This is a genomic window from Streptomyces sp. NPDC020898 (assembly GCF_044333925.1).
Classification (GTDB): Bacteria; Actinomycetota; Actinomycetes; order Streptomycetales; family Streptomycetaceae; genus Streptomyces.
Window position 1 is genome coordinate 49438 of the sequence record NZ_JBIRRV010000022.1, and the last position, 18293, is coordinate 67730.

Annotated in this window: 14 protein-coding genes and 1 riboswitch; of the genes, 4 read left to right on the plus strand and 10 right to left on the minus strand. The window is 70.9% G+C overall.

Annotated elements, in window-relative coordinates; translation table 11 throughout:
• Window positions 1-2: 2 nt before the first annotated feature.
• From cobO to ACH4TV_RS41625, 8 genes are all read right to left on the minus strand, one after another.
• Window positions 3-602, minus strand: coding sequence for a cob(I)yrinic acid a,c-diamide adenosyltransferase (gene cobO / locus ACH4TV_RS41590; RefSeq protein ID WP_398406576.1), 600 nt, complete (start codon window positions 600-602; stop codon window positions 3-5).
• Window positions 602-2650, minus strand: coding sequence for a putative cobaltochelatase (locus ACH4TV_RS41595; protein WP_398406577.1), 2049 nt, complete (start codon window positions 2648-2650; stop codon window positions 602-604). Before ACH4TV_RS41595 ends, cobO begins: the two co-directional genes overlap by 1 nt.
• Entirely contained in the window at window positions 2647-6303 is a 3657-nt protein-coding gene (cobN, locus tag ACH4TV_RS41600; protein ID WP_398406578.1) for a cobaltochelatase subunit CobN, read from the minus strand. The genes ACH4TV_RS41595 and cobN overlap by 4 nt, the downstream gene beginning before the upstream one ends.
• The gene (locus ACH4TV_RS41605; protein WP_398406641.1) at window positions 6300-7808 is read right to left on the minus strand and encodes a cobyric acid synthase; all 1509 of its coding nucleotides are present in this window, start codon (window positions 7806-7808) and stop codon (window positions 6300-6302) included. Before ACH4TV_RS41605 ends, cobN begins: the two co-directional genes overlap by 4 nt.
• A 41-nt stretch (window positions 7809-7849) precedes the next feature.
• Window positions 7850-8797, minus strand: a complete 948-nt coding sequence (locus tag ACH4TV_RS41610) for a cobalamin biosynthesis protein (RefSeq protein WP_398406580.1) — start codon at window positions 8795-8797, stop codon at window positions 7850-7852.
• 97 nt (window positions 8798-8894) lie between these two features.
• A riboswitch (cobalamin riboswitch) is annotated at window positions 8895-9038 on the minus strand.
• A 145-nt stretch (window positions 9039-9183) separates the two neighbouring features.
• Window positions 9184-9405, minus strand: a complete 222-nt coding sequence (locus ACH4TV_RS41615; RefSeq protein ID WP_398406581.1) for a hypothetical protein — start codon at window positions 9403-9405, stop codon at window positions 9184-9186.
• Between the two features lie 34 nt (window positions 9406-9439).
• Window positions 9440-10690 (minus strand): anion permease, encoded by a 1251-nt coding sequence (locus ACH4TV_RS41620; RefSeq protein WP_398406582.1) that lies wholly within the window; start codon window positions 10688-10690, stop codon window positions 9440-9442.
• 167 nt (window positions 10691-10857) lie between these two features.
• Entirely contained in the window at window positions 10858-11619 is a 762-nt protein-coding gene (locus ACH4TV_RS41625) for a lysozyme (protein ID WP_398406583.1), read from the minus strand.
• 197 nt (window positions 11620-11816) lie between these two features.
• Between ACH4TV_RS41625 and ACH4TV_RS41630 the strand changes: the two genes are divergently transcribed.
• The 3 genes from ACH4TV_RS41630 to ACH4TV_RS41640 all read left to right on the plus strand — a co-directional run bounded on the left by ACH4TV_RS41630 (window position 11817) and on the right by ACH4TV_RS41640 (window position 15448).
• Window positions 11817-12524, plus strand: coding sequence for a class II aldolase/adducin family protein (locus ACH4TV_RS41630; protein WP_398406584.1), 708 nt, complete (start codon window positions 11817-11819; stop codon window positions 12522-12524).
• Between the two features lie 104 nt (window positions 12525-12628).
• Window positions 12629-13765 (plus strand): alpha/beta hydrolase family protein, encoded by a 1137-nt coding sequence (locus ACH4TV_RS41635; protein WP_398406585.1) that lies wholly within the window; start codon window positions 12629-12631, stop codon window positions 13763-13765.
• Window positions 13766-14041: 276 nt separating this feature from the next.
• Window positions 14042-15448, plus strand: a complete 1407-nt coding sequence (locus ACH4TV_RS41640; protein WP_398406586.1) for a hypothetical protein — start codon at window positions 14042-14044, stop codon at window positions 15446-15448.
• 216 nt (window positions 15449-15664) lie between these two features.
• On the opposite strand, the gene ACH4TV_RS41645 is transcribed toward ACH4TV_RS41640, so the two are convergent.
• Together ACH4TV_RS41645 and ACH4TV_RS41650 are read right to left on the minus strand one after the other, a co-directional pair.
• Window positions 15665-16078, minus strand: a complete 414-nt coding sequence (locus tag ACH4TV_RS41645; protein ID WP_398406587.1) for a VOC family protein — start codon at window positions 16076-16078, stop codon at window positions 15665-15667.
• A 22-nt stretch (window positions 16079-16100) separates the two neighbouring features.
• Entirely contained in the window at window positions 16101-16304 is a 204-nt protein-coding gene (locus ACH4TV_RS41650; protein ID WP_398406643.1) for a hypothetical protein, read from the minus strand.
• Between the two features lie 244 nt (window positions 16305-16548).
• Here ACH4TV_RS41650 and ACH4TV_RS41655 point away from each other — a divergent pair, with 244 nt between their 5' ends.
• A complete protein-coding gene (locus ACH4TV_RS41655) occupies window positions 16549-18147 on the plus strand; it encodes an ABC-F family ATP-binding cassette domain-containing protein (protein ID WP_398406588.1) in 1599 nt (532 codons plus the stop codon).
• Window positions 18148-18293 lie beyond the last annotated feature (146 nt).

The window sequence follows — 18293 nt, forward strand, 5'->3', positions numbered from 1 at the left end:
CTTCACCACTCGATCCCCCGCTGCCCCTTCTGACCGGCGTCCATCGGATGCTTGACCTTGGACATGTCCGTCACCAGATCCGCGAACTCGACCAGCTTCTCCGGGGCGTTCCGCCCGGTGATCACCACGTGCTGGGTCCCCGGCCGGTCCCGCAGCACGGCGATGACCTCATCGACGTCGATCCACCCCCAGTGCATGGGATACGCGAACTCGTCCAGCACGTACAGCTTGTACGTCTCGGCGGCGAGATCCCGCTTGACCTGCTCCCAGCCCTCCCGGGCCTTCTCCTCGTTGTCCATCTGGGAGTCCCGCTGAACCCAGGACCACCCCTCGCCCATCTTGTGCCAGTCGACGGACCCGCCCTCCCCGCTGGCCCCCAGCACACGCAGCGCGTTCTCTTCCCCCACCTTCCACTTCGCCGACTTGACGAACTGGAACACCCCGATGGGCCACCCCTGATTCCAGGCGCGCAGCGCAAGCCCGAACGCGGCGGTCGACTTGCCCTTCCCCACGCCCGTATGCACGACGACGAGCGGCCGATTACGCCGCTGCCTCGTCGTCAGCCCGTCCTCCGGCACGACACTCGGCTGCCCCTGCGGCATTACGCGACCCTCCTGTTGCTCTGCCTGTTGCCCTGAACGTCCTTGACCAGCCCGGCGATCGAATCGGCCCGCAGCTCGTCCAGCGTCACAGCGGTACCTCCCAAGTCACCGGCGAGCTGAGCGGCGAGCCCGAGCCGCACAACCCCCGACTCACAGTCGACGACCACCGAGGCAACCCCCTCGGCCGCGAGCAGCCGAGCCGCACGCGCACCCAGCGCGACCGGCTCCGGCCCCCCGGTGGCCCGCCCGTCCGTGACGACCACGACGAGCGCGCGCCGCGCCGGATCCCGCATCCGCTCCACCCGCAGCACGTCATGCGCCTTGAGCAGCCCGGCACCGAGCGGCGTACGCCCACCGGTGGGCAACGACTCCAACCGGGCCGCAGCCGCGTCAACAGACGACGTAGGAGGCAGAACAACCTCGGCCCCCGCCCCCCGAAACGTCACGAGCCCCACCTTGTCGCGCCGCTGATAGGCATCGAGCAACAGCGACAGCACAGCCCCCTTGACGGCACTCATCCGCTGCCGGGCGGCCATCGACCCCGAGGCATCCACGACGAAGAGCACGAGATTCCCCTCGCGCCCCTCCCGCGTGGCCTGCCGCAGATCGTCCCGCCGCACGACCAGCCCACGCCCGACCCGCCCCCGCGCCCGCTGATGCGGCGCGGCGGCCTGCACGGTAGCCGCCAAGTGCAGCTTGGTGAGCGCCCCTTGAGGCCGCCGCGACCCCGTCGTCCGCCCTCGCTCGGTACGGGCCCGCGACCGCCGCCCGGCAGCCCCCTCACCCACACCGGGAACGCTCAGCACCTTCGTACGAAACGGCTCACCCGCCCGCACGGGCTGCTGCTCACCGGCCCCGGCCCCCGAGGGCTGCGGCTCCCCGGCCTCCCCGGCCTCGGGCCGCGCACCGGAGTCACCCCCCTGCGGGCCGTCGGACTCCGGAGCCTGGCCACCACCGTCGCCACCGGGCCCGTCCGACCCAGGATCAGGATCAGGATCAGGATCGGGGTCAGGATCCTCGTCCTCACCCGATCCCTGCCCCCCGAACTCCTCCAACGTCTCGTCGAGCTTGTTCTCGTCAAGTCCGGGCGCGTCAAAGGGATTCCGCCGCCGCCGGTGAGGCAGGGCGAGCAACGCGGCCTGCCGCACATCCTCCGCGAGCACGTCGGTACGCCCGTCCCAGGCGGCCAGCGCGACAGCGGTCCGCGCCATCACGATGTCGGCGCGCATCCCGTCCACCTCGAACGCGGCACAGGTAGCGGCGATCTGCCGCAACGCCCCGTCGCCCAGCCGCACGGACGGCAACAGCTCCCGCGCGGCCACGATCCGGGCGCGTACGGCACCTTCCTCGTCCGCCCACCGCGTGGCGAACCCGTCGGGATCGTCGTCGTACGCCAGCCGCCGTCGCACGACCTCGACCCGCTGATCGGGCTCCCGAGAAGCCGCGACCTCGACGGTCAGCCCGAACCGGTCGAGCAACTGCGGCCGAAGCTCACCCTCCTCGGGATTCATGGTCCCGACGAGCAGGAACTTCGCCGCATGCCGTACGGAGACACCCTCACGTTCGACGTAGGAGGCGCCCATGGCGGCGGCGTCCAGCAACAGGTCGACGAGATGGTCATGCAGCAGATTGACCTCGTCGACGTACAGAATCCCGCGATGAGCATCGGCGAGCAGCCCGGGCTCAAAGGCCTTCACGCCCTCCGCCAGCGCCCGCTCGATGTCGAGCGCCCCGACGAGCCGGTCCTCGGAGGCACCGACGGGCAGCTCGACCATGCGGGCCGCCCGGGACTCGTAGGCCCCGGCCTCGTGCGGACCGTCAGGACAGGCCGGATCGGGCGCCCCCGGATCACACGAGAACCGGCACCCGGCGACGACGTCGACGCCGGGCAGCAGCGCCGAAAGGGCGCGTACGGCAGTGGACTTGGCGGTCCCTTTTTCCCCGCGTACCAGCACACCACCGACCGCGGGTGAGACGGCGTTCAGGAGCAGCGCGAGCCGCAGGTCGTCCTGACCGACGACGGCAGTGAACGGAAATGGAGTACTCACTTGTCGTCGCCCTCCAGGTCGCCTTCGAGCTCCAGGTAGGTAGCCCGCAGCCGCTCGATCGTGTCGGCGTCCGGCTCGGCCCACAACCCACGGTCGGCGGCCTCAAGGAGCCGCTCTGTGATCCCGCGCAGCGCCCAGGGGTTGGACTTCTTCATGAAGTCCCGGTTCTCGGGGTCGAAGACGTACTCGGCACTGAGCTTCTCGTACATCCAGTCATCCACCACCCCCGCCGTGGCGTCGTACCCGAACAGATAGTCCACAGTCGCGGCCATCTCGAACGCACCCTTGTACCCGTGCCGCCGCATCGCCGCCATCCAGCGAGGGTTGACCACCCGCGCCCGGAACACCCGGTGGGTCTCCTCGCCCAGCGTCCGGGTCTTCACCTGGTCGGGAGTCGCCGAGTCACCGACATACGCCTCCGGGCTGGCCCCCGTCAGATGCCGCACCATGGCGACCATGCCGCCGTGGTACTGGAAGTAGTCGTCGGCGTCGACAAGATCGTGTTCCCGCGTGTCGACGTTCTTCGCCGCCACCGCGATCCGCCGGAACGCCGTCTCCATGTCCCCCCGAGCCGCGCGCCCCTCCAGCCCTCGCCCGTACGCATAACCGCCCCACACCGCGTACACCTCGGCCAGATCCGCGTCCGACCGCCAGTTCCGCGCATCGATCAACGGCAGCAGCCCAGCCCCGTAAGCCCCCGGCTTCGACCCGAAGATCCGAGCCGTAGCCCGCCGCCGATCACCATGCTCGGCGGTATCGGCCTCCACATGAGCCCGAACGAAGTTGGACTCATCAGGCTCGTCCAGTTCCGCGACAGCCCGCACCGCGTCGTCGATCAGCCCCACCACATGCGGGAACGCATCCCGGAAGAACCCGGAGATCCGCACCGTGACGTCAATACGAGGCCGCCCCACTTCCTCGACCGGCACCACCTCGAACCCGGTCACCCGCCTCGACGCGTCGTCCCACACGGGACGGCAGCCGAGCAGTGCGAGGATCTCGGCGATGTCGTCGCCCTGGGTCCGCATCGCCGACGTACCCCAGACCGTCAGGCCGACAGACTTCGGGTACTCGCCGTTGTCGGTCAGATACCGCTGCACCAGTGAGTCGGCGAGCGCCTGGCCGACCTCCCAACTCAGCCTGGACGGAATGGCCTTGGGGTCGACGGAGTAGAAGTTGCGCCCGGTCGGAAGGACATTCACGAGCCCACGCGTGGGCGAACCCGAAGGACCCGCCGGGACATAACCCCCGTCAAGTGCCTTGAGGATGTGGGTGATCTCATCCGTCGTACGGGCGAGCCGGGGCACCACCTCACGGCAGGCGAACTCCAACACCGCGACGGCGTCCGGAAGTTCGAGACCCAGCACCTCACGCACAAGAGGCGCGACGGCCGCGACCTCCCACCCTCGTTCCTCCATGCCCTCCGCGAGCCGCCGGCACAGCTGCTCCAGCAGGTCGATCGCATCGGCGGCCGAACGCGCGGGCCCTTCGACGAGATCCGTCAGCTCGACCGGCACCTTCAGCGGAGCGCCCGGCTCGCCCAGCAACTCCTTCTCGACCAGCCCGAAATGAGTGGCCAGGGCGGCCCGCAGCCCCGGCAGGGCGTTCGCCTTTCCGCCCCACACCTGCGAGGCGCGCAGCACGGCGAGTACGAGGTTGACGCGCGGCTCGGCCTCCGGGCCACCGCCGAGAATGTGCAGGCCGTCCCGGATCTGGACGTCCTTGATCTCGCACAGATAGCCGTCGATATGCATGACGAACTCGTCGAACGCGTCGTCGTCCGGCTGGTCGTCCACATGCAGGTCGTGGTGCAGCTCGGCCGCCTTGACCAGCGTCCAGATCTGCGCGCGTACCGCCGGCGCCTTCGTCGGGTCCAGGTCGGAGACGAGCGCGTACTCGTCGAGAAGCTGCTCCAGCTTCGCGAGGTCGCCGTACGTGTCCGCGCGCGCCATCGGCGGTACGAGGTGGTCGACGACCGTGGCGTGCCCGCGCCGCTTGGCCTGGGTGCCCTCGCCGGGGTCGTTGACGATGAACGGGTAGACGAGGGGGAGTTCACCGAGCACGGCGTCCGGCCCGCACCCTCGGCTCAGACCGAGTCCCTTGCCGGGCAGCCATTCCATGGTGCCGTGCTTGCCCATGTGGACGACCGCGTCGGCCCCAAAGGAATTCTCCAGCCACCTGTAGGCCGCCATGTAGTGGTGGGACGGCGGCATGTCGGGGTCGTGGTAGATCGCGATCGGGTTCTCGCCGAAGCCGCGCGGCGGCTGGATCATCACGACGACGTTCCCGAACTGGAGGGAGGCCAGGACGATGTCGTCCCCGTCGACGTACAGGGAGCCGGGCGGCTCGCCCCACGCCTCCAGCATTCCGTCCCGCATCCCGCTGTCCAGCTTGTCGAACCACGCCTGGTAGTCGGCGAGCGGCACGCGTGCGGGCGCGGCGGCCAGCTGATCCTCCGTCAGCCACTCGACATCGTGACCGCCGGCCGCGATGAGCCGGTGGATCAACTCGTCGCCGTTGTCGGGGTATTCGGTGAGGGAGTACCCGGCGGCGCGCAGCGCGTCGAGCACCCGTACCGCCGAGGCGGGCGTGTCCAGGCCCACCGCGTTGCCGACGCGCGAGTGCTTGGTCGGGTAGGCGGTGAAGACGAGCGCGAGCTTCTTGTCCTTGTTCGGCTTGTGCTTCAACTGCGCGTGCCGTACGGCGATTCCGGCCACGCGGGCGGCCCGCTCGGGGTCGGCGACGTACACCGGTACGCCGCCGGGGCCGTCCTCCTTGAAGGAGAACGGCACGGTGATCAGCCGGCCGTCGAACTCGGGGATCGCGACCTGCATCGCCGCGTCCATGGGGGAGAGGGCGGCGTCGGACCCGTCCCACGTACTCCTCGATGACGTCAGGCAAAGCCCTTGCAGCACAGGGATGTCGAGGTCGGCGAGCGCCCCGATGTCCCAGGCCTCCTCGTCACCGCCGGCCGAGGCCTCGGAGGCGTGCGTACCGCCGGCGGCGAGGACGGTGGCGACGAGGGCGTCGGCCTTGACGAGCAGCTCGTACAGACCCGCGTCGGCCCCGCGCAGTGAACCGCAGTACACGGGAAGGGCGTTGGCGCCCCGCGCCTCGATCGCGTCGCACAGCGTGTCGACGAAGCCGGTGTTGCCGCTCAGCTCGTGGGCCCGGTAGAAGAGCACCCCGATGGTGGGCCGCCCCTCGACGAACGCGTACTCCCCGTGCACCCCGTACTCGGGCATCTTCTGCGGCTCGACGAACCCCTCACCGGTGAGCAGCACGGTGTCGGACAGGAACCGCGCCATCTCCACGAGGTTGGCGGGCCCGCCCTCGACGAGGTAGCGCAGCGCCTCCGCGACCACACCGGCGGGCACCGACGACTCGGCCATCAACTCGGCGTCGGGCACGGTCTCGCCGCCGAGCAGCACGGTCGGCACCCCGGACGTCTTGAGATAGGCGAGCCCGTCCTCCCAGGCCCGTTTCCCGCCCAGCAGCCGTACGACGGCGATGTCCGCGCCCTCGACGAGCGCGGGCAGTTCCTCCGCGACGTCCACCCGGGTCGGATTGCCGGTCCGGTACGAGGCGCCGGAAGCGGCCCGGGCCGCCAGCAGATCCGTGTCGGCGGTCGACAACAACAACACTGTGCTCATGCGGGCGCTCCCGGTGGGATGAAAGGCAGTCCTTGCGGCGCGCCCGACTCGATGAGCCGCCAGAGCGCGTCCGTGTCCGCGTGCTGTTCGATGAGATCGCCGAGCAGATCGAGCTGTTCCTCGCGCAGCCCGGCGAAGGAGGTGTCGGCGGCGGGTACGAAGCGGCGGCCCGCGGCGGCGGCCACCTCGCGCAGGAACGCCCGCCGGAACCCGTCGGATTCGAGCGATCCGTGCCAGTGCGTGCCCCAGACGGCCCCGACCCGGCACCCGTCCAGGAAGGCTTCTCCGCCGTTGACTTCGGCGACGCCGTGATGAATCTCGTACCCCTCGACAGGTTCGCCGAGGGCGGTGCCGACGGGCCGGGTGAGGGTCTTCTCGCGGGCGAACCGCACCCGCACGGGCAGCAGTCCGAGTCCGTCGACCTGCCCGGCCCGCGATTCGACGTCGTCCTCGATGTGCTCGCCGAGGATCTGGAAGCCACCGCAGACACCCAGCACGGGTCGCCCCTCGGCGGCCCGGCGCACCAGGGCGTCCGCGAGTCCGCGCTCGCGCAGCCACGCCAGTGCCTTGACGGTTCCCCGGGTCCCCGGAACGACGACGAGGTCGGCGTCGGCAAGTTCCTCCGGCCGGTCCACGAACCGCACCACGACGCCCGGTTCGGCGGCGAGCGCGTCGACGTCCGTGAAGTTGGACATGAGCGGCACCGCGCAGACGGCGACCCGCAGCACGTCCTCGCCGACGGGCGGCGCGACGACGGATTCCCGGACGGCCCCCCGCATCGACACCCGCAGCCCGTCCTCCTCGTCGATGCCGAGCCCGTGCCGGAAGGGCAGCACACCGTATGTCGGCCGTCCGGTGAGCCCGAGCAGCATGTCGAGCCCGGGCTCCAGCAACGACACATCACCGCGGAACTTGTTGACGAGGAACCCGGCCACAAGTGCCTGATCCTCGGGGGACAGCAGGGCGACGGTCCCGAAGAAGGAGGCGAAGACGCCACCCCGGTCGATGTCGCCGACTACAAGGACAGGCAGCCCGGCATTGCGGGCGATCCCCATGTTCACGATGTCGGTCCGCCGGAGATTGATCTCGGCGGGAGAACCGGCCCCCTCACAGATCACCGCGTCATACGTGCCCCGCAGTTCGGCGAGGCACTCCAGCACGGTCCCGAGAAGTTGCTGCTGCCGCCCCCCGTGATACCCACGCGCACTCAACTCGCCCACGGGTTTCCCCATCAGCACGACCTGACTGCTCTGCTCGCCCCCCGGCTTGAGCAGTACGGGATTCATGAGCACGGTGGGTTCCACCCGGCAGGCCTGCGCCTGCATGGCCTGCGCCCGCCCGATCTCGGCACCCTCCCGCGTCACGAACGAGTTGAGTGACATGTTCTGCGCCTTGAACGGTGCGACCTTGACCCCCTGCCGCACCAGCCACCGGCAGATCCCGGCGGTGACGACACTCTTGCCGGCATCGGAGGTGGTCCCGGCAACAAGCAGCCCCCCACCCACAGTCCTGCCACCGGCAGTTCCGCCACCCGCACTTCCGCCACTCACGATGTGGTCCGCCCCTTCGCGAGAAGCCGCCCGGCGACGCTGACGCCGAGCGCGAGCCAGGTGACGCGCCGGGACAGCCGTACGGCCCGTTCGATGTCGGGCACGCCGACGGCACGCCCGTACTCCCCGTTGAGCACGGGCCGATGCTCGACCCGCCCCGCGTACGACAACGTCCCGCCGAGCCGCACACCGAGCGCTCCCGCGAAGGAGGCCTCCACGGGCCCGGCGTTGGGGCTGGGGTGCTTGCGGGCATCGTCCCGCCAGGCCCGCACGGCGCCGCGTGGGTCGCCCCCCGCAACAGCGGCGAGTACGGCGGTGAGTCGGGCCCCGGGCCACCCCACGACATCGTCGAGCCGGGCGGACGCCCACCCGTACCGCCGGTAGTGGGCGGACTTGTGCCCGACCATGGCGTCCAGGGTGTTGACGGCCCGGAACCCGACCAGCCCGGGCACCCCGCCCAGGGCGCCCCACACCAGTGCGCCCACGACGGCGTCGGAGGTGTTCTCGGCGACGGACTCGACGACGGCCCGGGCGATCCCGTCGGCGTCGAGGGTCTGCGGATCGCGTCCGCAGAGGTGGGGCAGCCGAGTCCGGGCGCGGTCGAGGTCGCCGTCCGCGAGCGCGTACCCGATCGCCCGCGCCTCCCGGCCGAGGGAGGTACCGCCGACCACCGCCCAGGTGGCTGCGGCGGTGAGCGCGACGGAGGCGGGACGGGAGCGACGTACGGCACAACCGGCCGTGGCCGCAAGAGAGACGGCACCGCCGACACATACGGCGGTGTGCAGCGCGCCCCACCCGCGGTGGTCGCGCCAGAGCACTTGTTCGACGGCGTCGGCGGCCCGCCCGAACGCGGCGACCGGATGCCCGCGGCGAGGGTCGCCCAGGATCAGATCACCGAGAAGTCCGGCGGCGGCGCCGTACGCGAATACGCGATCGGCACGCATCGGCTCAGCCGGCCGCAGTGGCGGGAAGAGCCCTGGTCATGGACCTCGAACGGCAGCCGAACATGGCGAATTGTCCTCACTCAGGGTGTCCACGCCCTGGTTCGACGAGACCGGCGGCGAGAGTTCCTGGCTCCCGGGGATTCCTACCCCGGTGACAGTGGCGGGACCGCGCCGGATTCGCACCGGCTTCCTCTTCTGCCGCCGTACATGGCTCCGGCAGTCCACCACGGGCCCGGAACACCCGTCAACTTGCCGTTGACCTGGAAAGGAGGACTGTGCTGAGCCCCACACAAGGGAGCATCGGGTGGGCGGACAAACGCCCGCCCTGCCGGTAACCACCCACAGGGCGGCCGCCGTCAGGGCGGGCGACGAAGCCGGGTCGGCCCTCAGGCCACGATCAGATAGATCCCGTATCCGACGACCGCCGCGCAGGCCGCGAAGCACGCGTACGCGCCCGTGACCGCGAGCCCCGCCGTGCCTCCCTGCGCCACCGCCCGCTCGCGTCGCGAGAGCCCGACGATGCCGAGGGTGAACACGCCCACCATCGCCACGGTGATGACGAGACTGACGCCGAAGACGGAGCCGAGGGCTGCCCAGTCGATCTTCATGTTGCTTCCTTCTTGGTCGAACGGGGTCTCGGACTCAGAGGGCCGTCGCCGACGGCGTCGCCGCGACCTCGGCCGGGGCGGGGATGGTGGCCGTGAGGTCGTCGGTCACGGTGCCCGCGGGGGGCGGGGTGACCGCGGCGATGGCCGTCGTCACGATGCCCGCCGGTTCTCCGGCCTCGCCCTCGACGTCGTTGACGTTCGTGTGGTCGATCACCTCGCGCCGCGAGACGACCCAGATCGCCGCGCTGGAGCCGATCAGGAAGACCGCGACCAGTGCCGTGCCCCAGTCCCCGAACCCGGTGACCCATTCCGCCACGGCGCCGACCAGTGCCGCCGCCGGCAGCGTCAGTCCCCACGCCACGAACATCCGGGTCGCCGTCGACCAGCGGACCACGCCGCCCTTGCGGCCGAGGCCCGCGCCCATCACCGAACCCGACACCGAGTGCGTCGTGGAGAGGGAGAAGCCGAGGTGGGAGGAGGCCAGGATGACCGTCGCCGCGCTGGTCTGGGCCGCGAAGCCCTGCTGCGGCTGGAGATCGGTCAGGCCCTTGCCCATCGTGCGGATGATGCGCCAGCCGCCCAGGTACGTGCCGAGCGCGATGGCCAGGCCCGCGGAGAGGATGACCCACACCGGCGGGTCGGAGTCGGGGGCGACAGCGCCGCCCGAGACGAGGGCGAGGGTGATGATGCCCATCGTCTTCTGTGCATCGTTCGTGCCGTGGGCCAGCGACACCAGGCCCGCGGAGGCGATCTGGCCGACCCGGAAGCCCTTCTCCGCCGCCTTGCCCTCGGCCCGCTGGGCGGCGAGCCGGTACGACAGTCTCGTCGCCAGCATCGCGGCGATGCCCGCCACGATCGGGGCGGCGATGGCCGGGATCAGCACCTTCGTCACCAGCACGTCGCCGTGGACGGCGCCCGCGCCCGCCGAGGCGATGGTCGCGCCGATCAGGCCGCCCATGAGGGCGTGCGAGGAACTGGAGGGAAGCCCGACCAGCCAGGTCAGCAGATTCCAGAGGATCGCGCCGACCAACGCGGCGAAGATCACCTCGGGACGGATACCGCTCTCGTCGACAAGGCCCTTGGAGATCGTGTTGGCGACCTCCACGGAGAGGAAGGCGCCCACGAGGTTGAGGACGGCCGACATGGCCACCGCAACCTTGGGCTTCAGAGCGCCGGTCGAGATGGTGGTGGCCATCGCGTTGGCGGTGTCGTGGAAACCGTTCGTGAAATCGAACGCGAGCGCGGTGACGACCACGATCGCGAGGATCAGCGAGAAGCTTTCCATTTACCCAGATTTCTTCGGGACGTCAGTGCCTGCTGGACCGTAAGCAACCTGGATGAACGGAAGGTGAACTGGCGGGGGATACGCGATGACTTGAAATGAGGCGTCGCCCCGCCGGATGTGCCGGACGGGCGACTCCCCCTTCGACCGGTCTCCCGCTCCCCCTTCGCCTACCCCTTCGCGAACTGCCTGAGCTGGGCCAATGACCCGTTGAAGAGATTCTGGTCACCCGGGAGCGTGCCGCTGTTGTCGTACTGCCAGAACGTCCAGAATTTCCAGCCACCGGACGGCAGCGCCCCCGCGTCGGCCGCGTTGTAGCGAGCCAGCCACAGAGAGTGTTTCGAGGTGAAGACACTGCTGCTGTTCGTGCACGTGTTCCACCAGTGGGCGGTCGTGTAGATGACCGGACGGCGGCCGGTGAGGCGGTTGACCTCGTTGCTGAAGGCCGTGATCCAGGCGGCCATCCTGGCCTTGCTCAACCCGTAGCACTTCTTCTTGCTGTACGGGTTGTACTCGATGTCGAGCGCGGGCGGCAGCGTCCAGCCGTCCGCGCGCCAGCCGCCGCCGTTGCGCACGAAGTGCTGGGCCTGGGTGATGCCGGACGACTTGTCCGGCAGGGCGAAGTGGTACGCGCCGCGGATGAGGCCCGCGGTCCGTGAGCCGTTGTACTGCTGGCTGAAGTACGGATTGCGATAAGTGTGGGACTCGGTCGCCTTGACGTACACGAAGGTGGCGCCCTTTGCCTTCGCGGACGACCAGTTGACGTCCTTCTGGTGCGACGAGACGTCGTGCCCCTTCGGCTTCCCCGCCGCCGAGACCGGAACCTCCGTCAGGAGGGTTCCGCCGATGGCGAGTGCCGCCGCGGTCGCCGCGAGTATGCGCGAGCGGTGGCGTAAGGATTTGCGATGGAACGGTTTGCGATCACGGGCCATGTGTCCCCCCGGAATGGCGGCGTGCGTGACAAATCCCCCAGAGATTACTGGAAGATCGACGAACCTCCGGCGGCCTCCGGCCAAAGCGCGCGCACGCGCCGTTGTATGCGCATGTGCGCCCTTACGGTTGCCGGAGTTCCGCCCTACAGTGCCCTCGCCCGGCGCCGGTCCGGGACCGGGCCTGACAGGATCACGGCATGGCTGAGCAGCGACGGGACGGGCGTGACGTGCGAGACAGTGCACAGGAAGGGCGTACGGCCCGGGAGCGCGCCTGGGACGGGCTCGTCGCGACGGCCCGGCGCACCGTGACCGACGGGCTGGTCGTCGGCACCTCCGGCAATGTCTCCGTGCGCGTCGGGGAGACCGTCCTGGTCACGCCGTCGGGCGTTCCGTACGACCGGCTCACCCCCGGCGACGTCGTCGGCGTCGACCTGGCCGGCCGCCAGGTCCTCGGCACCCTGACCCCGACGAGCGAACTGCCCATGCATCTCGCCGTCTACCGCGCCACCGACGCCCGCGCCGTCGTCCACACCCACGCCGTCCACGCGACCGCCGTCTCGACGCTCGTACGAGAGCTGCCGCTGATCCACTACATGGCGGGCGCCCTCGGCGGACCCGTCCGAGTTGCCCCGTATGCGGCATACGGCACGGACGAGTTGGCCGAGAAAATGCTCCAGGCCCTGACCGGCCGCACCGCCTGCCTCCTCCAGAACCACGGCACGATCGCGTACGGCAGCACCCTCGACCAGGCGTACGACCGCACGGCCCAGCTGGAGTGGATGTGCCGCGTCTGGCTGACGGCGTCCGCCCTGCCGGGGCTGTCCCCGACGCTCCTGTCGGAGGAACAGGTGAACGAGGCGGGGGAGCGGCTCAAGGGGTACGGGCAGCAGGAACCGCAGCGGTAGGAGGAGAGGGACTCACCCCGGCCTCCCCACCCGGCCTCCCCCGACCTCACTCCGGGTCCGTCCTCCCGCTGGCCGCCGGGGCGCTCCGCAACGAGACTGGACCCGTGCGCCCAGTCACCGCGACGGCCGCGGCCGTCACCGTAGCCCTGGCAGCGGGCGCTGCCAGTGTCGCCGCCGGCCGTTACGCCAGCGACGCCGCGCTCAAGGCGCCCCCGGGCAGGCCGCTGCCCACCGAACCCCGGCTCACCGTGCACGGCACCGCGGCCGGCCGGATCACCCTCACCCGTGCCCTGGCCTCCCAGCGCCCCGGCACCTACGGCCTGGCCGGCGAGGGCTCGCACGCGGTCGTCGGCCCTGTCCTGAACCACGCGGCCCACTCCGCAGACACCGTCGTCCGCCGCCTCGAACGCGTCACGCACGGCACCCTGGAACCCCGCGACAAGGTCTGGCTCACCCCGAACGTGTACGTCGGCGACCCCGGCACCGCCCTCGGCCTCGACCACGCCGACGTCGCGGTCCCCGGGGAACTCGGCGCCCTGCCCGCCTGGTTCGTGCCCGGGGCGCGCACCACCTGGGTGATCACCGTGCACGGCCTCGGTGCCACCCGCGAGCACCCTCTGAACGTCCTGCCGTTCCTGCACGGCCAGCGCTTCCCGGTCCTCGACCTCGCCTACCGGGGCGACCCCGGCGCACCCCGGCCGCAGGACGGCCTCGGTCACCTCGGCGAAACCGAGTGGCGCGACGTCGACGCCGCGATCCGGTACGCCGTACGCCACGGCGCCGAGCACGTCGTCCTGTACGGCTGGTCCACCGGCGCCACCATGGCCCTGCGTGCCGCCGCCCACTCCGCACTGGCCGACCGTGTCTCCGGGCTGGTCCTGGACTCGCCGGTGCTCTGCTGGGAGACCACCCTGCGCGCCCTCGCCCGGGCCCGCCGCACCCCGGGCCCGCTGCTGCCGCTGGCCGTACGCGCCGCCCAGGGCCGCACCGGTCTGCACGGTGGCCCCCAGGGACCCGCCGCCGAGGCCGCCGACCCCGCCCGGCTCACCGTCCCGGCGCTGATCCTCCACGGACCCGCCGACACGATCGCCCCTTGGGCACCCTCTCGCCGCCTCGCGGCCCGCCGCCCCGACCTGATCACCCTGCACCAGGTCCCGAACGCCCCGCACGGCGCGATGTGGAACGCGGACCCCGCGACCTACGAGGAAACCCTGCGCCGCTTCCTGACCCCGCTGATGTAGCTGCTGTAAGCGACACCCCCCCGTTTATGCGGGAGCCCCGGCTCGTGGGCGACTCCCGCTTTTGCGCTGTCCCTCGCCGCGAACCGCCTGGTCCGCAGCCCGGCACCCCTTGTCATCCGCTCACCGCCTTACAGAGGACCCCCTTCCGTTTAAGGCCGGACCACTGGCTCAAACAGCCCCCTGGGCCCCCGCCCGAACCCCCTCCCCGGGCCGGCCCCGTGGCCCGCCGTGGCATTCCGTTTGGGTTTTCGGACCGTCAACCGGAAGACTGCACCCGTGACGTCCCGTATCCCGCGCGACTCCAGGCTTCGACTTGTCCGCCCGCGACCCCTGGCCGCCGCCCCACGAGCGATGAACCAGCGGCGCTCGCGCCGCCCCGCACCGCGTCCGCCCGAGGGCACACCGGCACCGTCGGAACTGGCCCGAATGGCTCGCTCCGGTCTGGCCGGCGCGGCCCGCGTCGCCCGCTGGGCCGACGCCGCGTTCCGGCCCGGCCGTGACGGCGGTACCTCCGACGGCGGGGGCACCCTGTCCGACGCCACCGCCGAACGGGCAGCCGCCGAACTGGGGCTGACCCCGGATCAGGTCCGCCACGACTGGGACACCGCCCGGCTCGCCGGCCTCGTCGAGGTGCACGGCGACACCGCGCGACCCGGCTGGCGCCTGCGTGCCTGGAACCGCGACGACAGCGCCGTACTGCGCGGCTGGGTCGCCCTTTTCGACGCCTGGTCGCTCGCCCACCCGGAGGCCGCCGACCACGAGCCCGCCGCCGTTGCCGAGGTCGTCTCCGCGATGCCCCAGGTGCTCTCCTTCCTCCAGCTGTCCGCGGGGCCTGTCCCCATGGAGCAGCTCCTCGACCTGCTGGAGCAGCGGGTCACGGAACTGCGCACCGAGCGCTGCGAGATCCCGTACGGTCCCCGGCCCGAGCCGCTGCCGCAGCAGCCGGAGGCCACCGCCGTCGACACCCCGCTCGACCCTCTCCTCGACTGGGCCCTGCACGCCCTCGCCTCCGTCGGCGCCCTCACCTACGGCGACGGCCATGCCACGCTCACCCCGCTCGGCAGCTGGGCGGTGTGGGTCAAGCTGGAGCAGATCTGCGTCGCCGCGCAGAGCCCGGCCGGCAACATCGAGCAGAACGCCGAGGACATGCTGCGCGGCTGCTCCCAACTGCGCCCCAACGCGGCCCGCGCCGAGTACCGTGCCTGGCTCGCCGCCCGCCCTGTCGGCAGTGCCGTCGCCGAGCTCCTCGACGCCGCCCGCGGCGAGGACGCCCTGCTGCGCGGCCTCGCCTTCGAGGCGATCCGGGTGGTCGGCGCCCCGGCCGAGCCCGACGTGCGTGCCGTGTCCGACGAGACACCGCTGCGGCCGTACGCCCTGCTGTGGCTGGCCGAGCACGACGGGATCGACCCGGAGGACGCCCACGAGGTGCTCACCCGCGCGGAGGCCACCTGGCTGTGGGTGGACACCGCCGCGGCCGTCGCCGACCACGGCGAGGCGCCACTGCTCGTGCGCCATCTGGAGTCCGCGGTGCAGCCCACCATCCCCGCGCTCCTCGACGAGGTGCGCGCGGTCGGCCACCCCCGCACCGTCCAGGTCCTGGTCGCCCTCGCCGCCGCCCACCCCGACCCGGCCCTCGCCAAGGCCGTACGCCGCGCCGCCTTCCAGGTGCACACCGGGGGTTAGGGCGCTTCTGATGGAGTGCCGGGCGTCGCGACGCCCGGCACGCACCCTCGCCGCACGGCGCAAAGGGACAGGTGGCTCCGCCACATGACCCTTCACACCGCACGCCGAGCGCACGCACCGAACGCCGCTCCTTCTCCCACGGAGATCCATCAGAAGCGCCCTGACGAACACCGGCCTCGGGGAGGGGACCAGGGGGAGAGCAACAGGGGGAGGGGATCAGGTCTGTATCTCCGGGGCGTACGTGCCGAAGCTCCAGATGTTGCCCTCGGTGTCGCGCGCCATGTAGTCGCGTGAGCCGTAGTCCTGGTCCGTCGGGGGCATCAGGATCTCCGCGCCGTGGTCCACGGCCTGCTGGTGGTGTGCGTCGACGTCGTCCACGACGATGTACACCCCGCACGGGCCCGCGTCCTTCATCGCCGTGTCGAAGACGCTGCCGGTGCCCTTCGAGCCCAGCATCACCGCGCCGTTGCCCTGCACCAGCTCGGCGTGCATCACCGAGCCGTCCTCCCCCTCGTACACCGATGCCTCGGTGAAGCCGAACGCCTCCGTGAGCTGCTTGATCGCCGCTTTCGCGTCGGCGTACACCAGCGTCGGATAGATGCTCGGACGCCCGCCACCCGTGCTTGCCATGTCCATCACTCCCTCGGTCCCGCTACCGGAGAACTGCCGGAAAAATGACCTGCGCCCAGTCTTGCACCGGCCACTGACAACGCCCCTCCGAACCGGAGAGCCCGAGAAGCAGCGCGAGGAGGGCGCCGATGCCACCGCCCACGGCCGCCCTGCCGCCGGGAATGCGACTGCCGTGTACGTCCTGTACCTCGGAGGTGTCGAGATCGGCGTCGTCGTCGAACTGCATGGCGTCATCGTCGTCCGCCGCCGCGGGCGCCGCGCCGGACGGTGGCCCGAACGGGGGACGCGCCCCGCGCGGAAGCCCGCATCCGTGTGGAGAAGCACACATCTGTCTCGAACGCCTGAACGCAGGAAAAGTGCTTGCACGACCCCGTTAGACTTGGCCCCATGGCCATTCTCCTCGCGCATTAGACGGCGGGAACGTCCTCAGCCGCCCACCCCGCCAACAACCCCCGCCCTGGAGTCTGTCCGTGATCTCCGCCTCCGGTATCGAGCTGCGCGCCGGCGCCCGCGTCCTCATCGAGTCCGCCACCTTCCGCATCACCAAGGGCGACCGCATCGGCCTGGTCGGCCGCAACGGCGCCGGCAAGACGACCCTCACCAAGGTTCTCGCAGGTGAAGGCGTCCCCGCCGCCGGCAACGTCGCCCGCTCCGGCGAGGTCGGCTACCTCCCCCAGGACCCCCGCACCGGCGACCTGGACGTGCTGGCCAGCGACCGCATCCTCTCCGCGCGCGGCCTGGACGCCCTGATCCGCAAGATGCGTGAGAACGAGCAGCGCATCGCCAACGGCTCGGGCGCCACGCGTGAGAAGGCGATGCGCCAGTACGAGCGCCAGGAGACGGAGTTCCTCACCAAGGGCGGGTACTCCGCCGAGGCCGAGGCCGCCACGATCGCCGCCGCGCTGAACCTGCCCGACCGGGTGCTCGGCCAGCCCCTGCACACGCTCTCCGGCGGTCAGCGCCGCCGAGTCGAGCTGGCCCGCATCCTGTTCTCCGACGCGGACACCCTGCTGCTCGACGAGCCGACCAACCACCTCGACGCAGACTCGATCGTCTGGCTGCGGGACTACCTGAAGACGTACCGCGGCGGCTTCATCGTGATCTCCCACGACGTCGACCTGGTGGAGACGGTCGTCAACAAGGTGTTCTACCTGGACGCCAACCGCGCCCAGATCGACGTCTACAACATGGGCTGGAAGCTCTACCAGCAGCAGCGCGAGGCCGACGAGAAGCGCCGCAAGCGCGAGCGTCAGAACGCCGAGAAGAAGGCCGCCGCGCTGCACTCGCAGGCCGACAAGATGCGCGCCAAGGCCACCAAGACGGTCGCCGCGCAGAACATGGCCAAGCGTGCCGACCGGCTGCTCGCCGGGCTCGACGCGGTACGGGTCTCCGACAAGGTCGCCAAGCTGCGCTTCCCGGAGCCCGCGCCCTGCGGCAAGACCCCGCTCATGGCCGAGGGCCTGTCGAAGTCGTACGGCTCCCTGGAGATCTTCACCGACGTCGGCCTCGCCATCGACAAGGGGTCGCGCGTCGTCATCCTCGGCCTCAACGGCGCCGGCAAGACGACCCTCCTGCGGCTGCTCGGTGGCGCCGAGAAGCCCGACACCGGAGAGGTCATCGAGGGCCACGGACTCAAGCTTGGCTACTACGCGCAGGAGCACGAGACCCTCGACCCCGAGCGCACGGTCCTGGAGAACATGCGCTCCGCCAACCCCGACCTGGATCTGGTCGAGGTCCGCAAGACGCTCGGCTCGTTCCTGTTCTCCGGCGACGACGTCGACAAGCCCGCCGGCGTCCTCTCCGGCGGCGAGAAGACCCGCCTCGCGCTCGCGACCCTCGTGGTCTCCTCCGCGAACGTGCTCCTTCTCGACGAGCCGACGAACAACCTCGACCCGGCCAGCCGCGAGGAGATCCTCGGCGCGCTGCGCACGTACAAGGGTGCCGTCGTCCTCGTCACCCACGACGAGGGCGCCGTCCACGCGCTCCAGCCGGAGCGGATCATCCTGCTGCCCGACGGCGTCGAGGACCTCTGGGGTTCCGACTACGCGGACCTGGTGGCCCTCGCCTGACGGTCACGATCACGTGATCGAATCGCTGATCCACTTCACATGGATCATTCGGCCGATCCGTGATCCATCATCTGTGTGAGATCTCCTCATACCGAGGTGTGTCCTACATCCATTTCACGGCCGGGCCCTTCATCGACAAGGGCCCG

What these genes read in the sequence shown, in the direction of transcription:
- ACH4TV_RS41615 (WP_398406581.1), bottom strand. Translation starts at nt 9,405, where the DNA reads ATGAAGATCGACTGGGCAGCCCTCGGCTCCGTCTTCGGCGTCAGTCTC.
- ACH4TV_RS41645 (WP_398406587.1), bottom strand. Translation starts at nt 16,078, where the DNA reads ATGGCAAGCACGGGTGGCGGGCGTCCGAGCATCTATCCGACGCTGGTG.
- ACH4TV_RS41650 (WP_398406643.1), bottom strand. Translation starts at nt 16,304, where the DNA reads ATGCAGTTCGACGACGACGCCGATCTCGACACCTCCGAGGTACAGGAC.
- ACH4TV_RS41625 (WP_398406583.1), bottom strand. Translation starts at nt 11,619, where the DNA reads ATGGCCCGTGATCGCAAACCGTTCCATCGCAAATCCTTACGCCACCGC.
- ACH4TV_RS41630 (WP_398406584.1), top strand. Translation starts at nt 11,817, where the DNA reads ATGGCTGAGCAGCGACGGGACGGGCGTGACGTGCGAGACAGTGCACAG.
- cobO (WP_398406576.1), bottom strand. Translation starts at nt 602, where the DNA reads ATGCCGCAGGGGCAGCCGAGTGTCGTGCCGGAGGACGGGCTGACGACG.
- ACH4TV_RS41620 (WP_398406582.1), bottom strand. Translation starts at nt 10,690, where the DNA reads ATGGAAAGCTTCTCGCTGATCCTCGCGATCGTGGTCGTCACCGCGCTC.
- cobN (WP_398406578.1), bottom strand. Translation starts at nt 6,303, where the DNA reads ATGAGCACAGTGTTGTTGTTGTCGACCGCCGACACGGATCTGCTGGCG.
- ACH4TV_RS41610 (WP_398406580.1), bottom strand. Translation starts at nt 8,797, where the DNA reads ATGCGTGCCGATCGCGTATTCGCGTACGGCGCCGCCGCCGGACTTCTC.